This is a genomic window from Streptomyces morookaense, from assembly GCF_013030945.1.
Taxonomy (GTDB): Bacteria; Actinomycetota; Actinomycetes; order Streptomycetales; family Streptomycetaceae; genus Streptomyces; species Streptomyces morookaensis.
The window spans coordinates 1-5,065 of the sequence record NZ_JABBXF010000163.1 but is presented as its reverse complement, the minus strand read 5'-3'; the positions used below and the strand labels follow the sequence as shown (position 1 = coordinate 5,065).

Annotated in this window: 5 protein-coding genes and 2 pseudogenes; 3 read left to right on the top strand and 4 right to left on the bottom strand. The window is 74.0% G+C overall.

Features of this window, described 5'->3' with window-relative positions; all coding sequences use genetic code 11:
• Positions 1-285 (top strand): annotated as a pseudogene (locus HG542_RS33835) (TetR/AcrR family transcriptional regulator); the annotation flags it as partial.
• A 7-nt stretch (positions 286-292) separates the two neighbouring features.
• Here HG542_RS33835 and HG542_RS33830 read toward each other — a convergent pair.
• The 4 genes from HG542_RS33830 to HG542_RS33815 form a co-directional block, all read right to left on the bottom strand.
• On the bottom strand, positions 293-616 hold the full coding sequence (locus HG542_RS33830) for a DMT family transporter (protein WP_171088233.1): 324 nt from the start codon (positions 614-616) through the stop codon (positions 293-295).
• Between the two features lie 95 nt (positions 617-711).
• On the bottom strand, positions 712-1,719 hold the full coding sequence (gene rsgA, locus HG542_RS33825; RefSeq protein WP_171088231.1) for a ribosome small subunit-dependent GTPase A: 1,008 nt from the start codon (positions 1,717-1,719) through the stop codon (positions 712-714).
• Positions 1,720-1,736: 17 nt separating this feature from the next.
• Entirely contained in the window at positions 1,737-3,083 is a 1,347-nt protein-coding gene (gene aroA, locus HG542_RS33820; protein WP_171088229.1) for a 3-phosphoshikimate 1-carboxyvinyltransferase, read from the bottom strand.
• 51 nt (positions 3,084-3,134) lie between these two features.
• Positions 3,135-3,848 carry a M50 family metallopeptidase gene (locus HG542_RS33815; RefSeq protein ID WP_171088227.1) on the bottom strand — a complete coding sequence of 238 codons (714 nt, stop codon included), beginning with the start codon at positions 3,846-3,848 and terminating at the stop codon, positions 3,135-3,137.
• 41 nt (positions 3,849-3,889) lie between these two features.
• On the opposite strand from HG542_RS33815, the gene HG542_RS33810 reads away from it, so the two are divergent.
• Positions 3,890-4,723: an SOS response-associated peptidase gene (locus HG542_RS33810; protein ID WP_171088224.1), complete on the top strand. Its 834-nt coding sequence runs from the start codon at positions 3,890-3,892 to the stop codon at positions 4,721-4,723.
• Positions 4,724-4,791: 68 nt separating this feature from the next.
• A pseudogene (locus tag HG542_RS35600) lies at positions 4,792-5,065 on the top strand (hydrolase); the annotation flags it as partial.

Below are 5,065 nucleotides of genomic sequence, written 5' to 3'. Positions count from 1 at the left end.
GCCGCCGCGCCGGCGGTTCCCGCCCCGCGCCCGGCGCCCGGGACGGGTGGCGGACCGGCGCGCGGGGCGCCCACGCCCAGCGCACTCGCCGAGCGGATGTGCGACAGCGCGTTCGGAGCGGTCAGCACCGGCCGCGACGCGGACCGCGACAGCACCCGGCGGGCCTGCGAGGCGGCGGTGCGGCTGACCCTCTCCTATGTGATCGCCCCGGCGGCCTCGGACGAGGAGGCGGCCGCGAGCGTCGCCCGCCTGGTCCGCACCCTGCGGGGCGACGCCGTGCTCTGACGCGCGGTCAGTGCGCCGACCCCGACAACTGCAGGCCGATCACCCCGAGGATCACCAGGGAGATCGAGACGAGCTTGAGCGTGGAGACCAGGTCGCCCAGGAAGACCATGCCGTAAATGGCCGTGCCGGCCGCGCCGATGCCCGTCCACACGGCGTACGCCGGGCCGACGTCGAGCTTCCGCAGCGAGAGGGTCAGCAGGCCGAAGCTGCCGAGCGCGAAGCAAGCGAAGGCGATCGTGGGCCACAGGCGGGTGAAACCGTGCGAGAGCTTCAGACAGACGGCGAAACCGGTTTCCAGCAGACCTGCGACGACCACCAGCAGCCACGCCATCAGATTGCCTCCCGTGTCCGTGACCGCCGTGCGCACCACGAGCCTCAGCGCCCCTGATGCCCTTGCCGCGGGCGGTCACCCGCAAACGTAGGCGATCAGTCGCCTTCGCGCCGCTCCCTGGTCGCGAGCAGCCGGCGCAGCGAGTAGAGCCGCTGCGGATCGGCGTGACCACCCGTCACCCACCGGTCCAACGCGCAGTCCGGCTCGTCATGGCTGCACGCGCGCGGGCACTCCTCGGTGCCCGGCTCCAGGTCAGGGAAGGCGTGGATGACACGCGACGGATCGATGTGCGCCAGCCCGAAGGACCGCACGCCCGGGGTGTCGATCACCCAGCCCGAACCGTCCGGCAGCGGCAGGGCCAGCGCCGAGGTGGTGGTGTGCCGGCCGCGGCCGGTGACCGCGTTGACGTGGCCGGTGGCCCGCTGGCGGTCCGGGACGAGGTGGTTGACGAGGGTCGTCTTGCCGACGCCCGAGTGCCCCACGAACGCGGTGATCCGGCCCTCCAGCCGCTCCCGCACCCGGGCGGCCGCGTCCCCGTCGGCCAGCTCCTCGCGGTTGGTGACCACGTACGGCATGCCGAGCGCCCCGTACGACTCCATCAGCTTCTCGGCCGGGGCCAGGTCCGACTTCGTCAGCACGAGCAGCGGCTCGAGCCCCGCGTCGTAGGCGGCGACCAGACAGCGGTCGATCAGCCGGGGGCGCGGCTCGGGGTCGGCGAGGGCGGTGACGATCGCCAGCTGGTCGGCGTTGGCGACGACCACGCGCTCGAACGGATCGTCGTCGTCGGCGGTGCGGCGCAGCACGGAGCTGCGCTCCTCGACGCGGACGATGCGCGCCAGGGTGTCCTTGGCGCCGCTGAGGTCGCCCACGACGGCGACGCGGTCGCCCACGACCACGCCCTTGCGGCCCAGTTCGCGCGCCTTCATCGCCACGACGGTGCGGTCCTCGACGAGGACGGTCAGTCGGCCGCGGTCGACGGTCAGGACGAAGCCCTCGGCCGCGTCCTCGTGCTTGGGGCGGATGCTGGTGCGGGGGCGGTTGCCCTTGCGGTTGGGGCGGACGCGGACGTCGTCCTCGTCGGTGTGCTTGCCGTAGCGGCGCATGGGACGTACCGGCTTTCTCAGGCTCTCGACACCGTCGTCGCCCCCGCGGCGGACCCGAGCATGCCGGCCCACAGCGCCGGGAAGTCGGGGAGGGTCTTGGCGGTGGTCGCGACGTTCTCCACCCGGACCCCGGACACGGCCAGGCCGATGACGGCGGCCGCGGTGGCCAGCCGGTGGTCCTCGTAGGTGTGGAAGACGCCGCCGTGCAGCGGGCGCGGCCGGATGACCAGCCCGTCCTCGGTCTCGGCGACGTCGCCGCCGAGCTCGTTGATCTCCTTGGCGAGTGCCGCGAGCCGGTCGGTCTCGTGCAGCCGCAGGTGCGCGATGCCGCGCAGCACGGACTCGGAGTCGGCCAGCGCCGCCACCGCGGCGATCACCGGGGTGAGCTCGCCGACCTCGTGCAGGTCCGCGTCGATGCCCGTGATCCGGCCGGTGCCGGTGAACGTCAGGCCGGCCTCGGTCAGTTCGCAGGAACCGCCCATGGCGGTGAAGATCTCGCGCAGCGCGTCGCCCGGCTGGGTGGTGCGCTCCGGCCAGTCGGGGATGGTGACCCGGCCGCCGGTGACGAGGGCCGCGGCCAGGAACGGCGCCGCGTTGGACAGGTCGGGCTCGACGACCAGGTCGCGGCCGAGCAGGGCGCTGGGGGAGACCCGCCAGATGTCCGGCTCGCCGCCCGACTCGGGGGTGTCGACCTGGGCGCCGGCCGCGCGCAGCATGTCCACGGTCATCCGGATGTGCGGCAGGGAGGGCAGCGCGGAGCCGACGTGACGGACCTCGACGCCCTGGTTGAAGCGCGGCCCGGACAGCAGCAGGGCGCTGACGAACTGCGAGGACGAGGAGGCGTCGATCTGCACCGGGCCGCCGTCGAGGGCGCCCGCGCCGTGGACGGTCAGGGGGAGCGCGCCGCGGTCGTTGTCGTCGATGCGCGCGCCGAGGGCGCGCAGCGCGTCGATCACGCCGTGCAGGGGGCGCTCGTAGCTGCGGGGGTCGCCGTCGAAGCGCACCGGGCCGTCGGCCAGCGCGGCCACCGGGGGCAGGAAGCGCATGACCGTGCCGGCGTTGCCGACGTCGACCGTGGCCGGGCCGTGCAGCCGGGCGGGAATGACGCGCCAGGCCTCGCCGGTGCCGTCGGGGCCCACGCCCTCCTCGATGCCGACGCCCATGGCGCGCAGCGCCTCGGCCATCAGCAGGGTGTCCCGGGAGCGCAGCGGCCGGCGCAGCCAGCCGGGCTCGGCGGCCAGGGCGGCCAGGACGAGGCCACGGTTGGTGACCGACTTCGATCCTGGCACGGTGACGGTCGCGTCGACGGCTCGCGTGGCGAGCGGTGCGGGCCAGAGATCGGTGTGCGCGGGGCTCTCGGTCATGCCCCTAACCTTACTGAGGTTTTGTTCATGGCTCTGTCGTGCTTCTCGCCGTCACACCCCCAGCAGCCAGCGCGCGCCCGCCGCGAGCGAGCACAGGGTGACGACGTGGAAGAGCAGCAGCCAGGCTGCCGCCGGAACGCTCGTCAGGCGCGCGAGCTGGTCCGCGTCGGAGTCCGCGGCGCCCCCGCGGCGCCGCTTGCGCTGCAGCTCGAACGGCGGTCGGACCCCGCCCAGCAGCAGGAACCACACCACGCCGTACGCGAACGCGGCCTGCACCTGCGGCCCGGCCAGCCAGGACACCAGGACGAAGGCGGCGCCCGTGAGCACCACCGTCAGCATCCCGTAGGCGTTGCGGATCATCACCAGCATCGCGGCGAGCAGTACGGCCGCGCCCCACAGCAGGGCGGTGATGTGCCCGGCGGCCAGCAGCCCGGCACCGGCCAGGCCCAGCAGGGAGGGTGCGGTGTAGCCCGCGGCGGCGGTCAGGATCATGCCGAGGCCGGTCGGCCGGCCCCGCGAGACGGTCAGTCCGGACGTGTCGGAGTGCAGCCGGATGCCGTCGAGCCGGCGCCCGCTGAGCAGGGCGACGAGCGCGTGGCCGCCCTCGTGCGCAATGGTCACGGCGTTACGGGTGATGCGCCAGACGTTCCAGGGGACGACCGCGCCGAGGGCTATCGCGGCGGTGAGGATCACGAGCCACAGGTCGGGGGCGGGCTGGCTGCCGACGACGCGGTCCCAGAGCTCGGTGGCGGTGGTGCTGTCCATCGGTGATCCGCTCCTTGCGTCTTCGTGGCACTGTGGCACTCATGTGCGGTCGATATGCGGCGAGCCGGAGGCCGGAGGACCTCGTCGGGCTCTTCGGGGTGGAGAAGTGGGAACCGGAGGAGACGCTGGCTCCGGACTGGAACGTGGCGCCGACGAAGAGCGTCCATGCGGTGCTCGAGCGTCCTCTGAAAGACGCAGCGGACCGGCGTCCGGTTCGTCAGCTGCGCGTTCTGCGCTGGGGGCTGGTCCCGTCGTGGGCCAAGTCGCCGGAGGGGGCGGCCCGGATGATCAACGCCCGGGCGGAGACGGTCCACGAGAAGCCGTCCTTCCGGAGGGCGTTCGAGTCCCGGCGCTGTCTGCTCCCGGCGGACGGCTACTACGAGTGGGTCACGGGCGCCCAGGAGCGCGAACTGGAGGAAAAGGGGCGTAGGAAGAGGGCCCGGAAACAGCCGTACTTCGTCACTCCCGCCGACGGTTCGGTGATGGCGCTGGCCGGGGTGTACGAGTTCTGGCGCGACCCGACGCTGCCGCCGGACCACCCGCAGGCGTGGTGGGCGACCTGCTCGGTGATCACCACCGAGGCGGAGCCGGAGCCGTTCGCGCAGGCCGCGCCGCCGGCGGAGGCCGGCGAGCCCGGACCCCGCTCGCTCGCGGAGATCCACCCGCGGATGCCGCTGGTGCTGCCCCCGGACCGGTGGGCGGCCTGGCTGGACCCGGCCGCCACCGACCCCGCCGGGCTGCGGCACCTGCTGACCCCGCCCCCGCCCGGGTCGGTCCGGGCGTATCCGGTGGCCACGGCGGTCAGCGACGTCCGCAACAACGGCCCCGAACTGCTGAAGGAACTGCCGGCACCGGAGGAGACGACGCTGTTCTAGACGCTTCTCCAGCGGTGCCGGGCCCGTTGCCGGATCCCGTTGTCAGTGGGCGGCGGCAGGATGGGGACGTGACCAACGCATCACAGAGCCATATCGAATCCGTCGGCACTCCCGGTGGCGAGGCCCGCATCCACTGGTACCCGGCTGCGGGGAAGCCCCGCCTGGTGCTGGCCCTCGGGCACGGGGCCGGTGGCGGCGTCGAGGCGCGCGACCTGGCCGCGCTGGCCGCCGCCCTGCCCGGCAGCGGCGTGACCGTGGCCCTCGTCGAGCAGCCCTGGCGCGTGGCCGGCCGCAAGGTCGCGCCCGCGCCCAAGGCGCTCGACGAGGCGTGGCGCGCCCTGT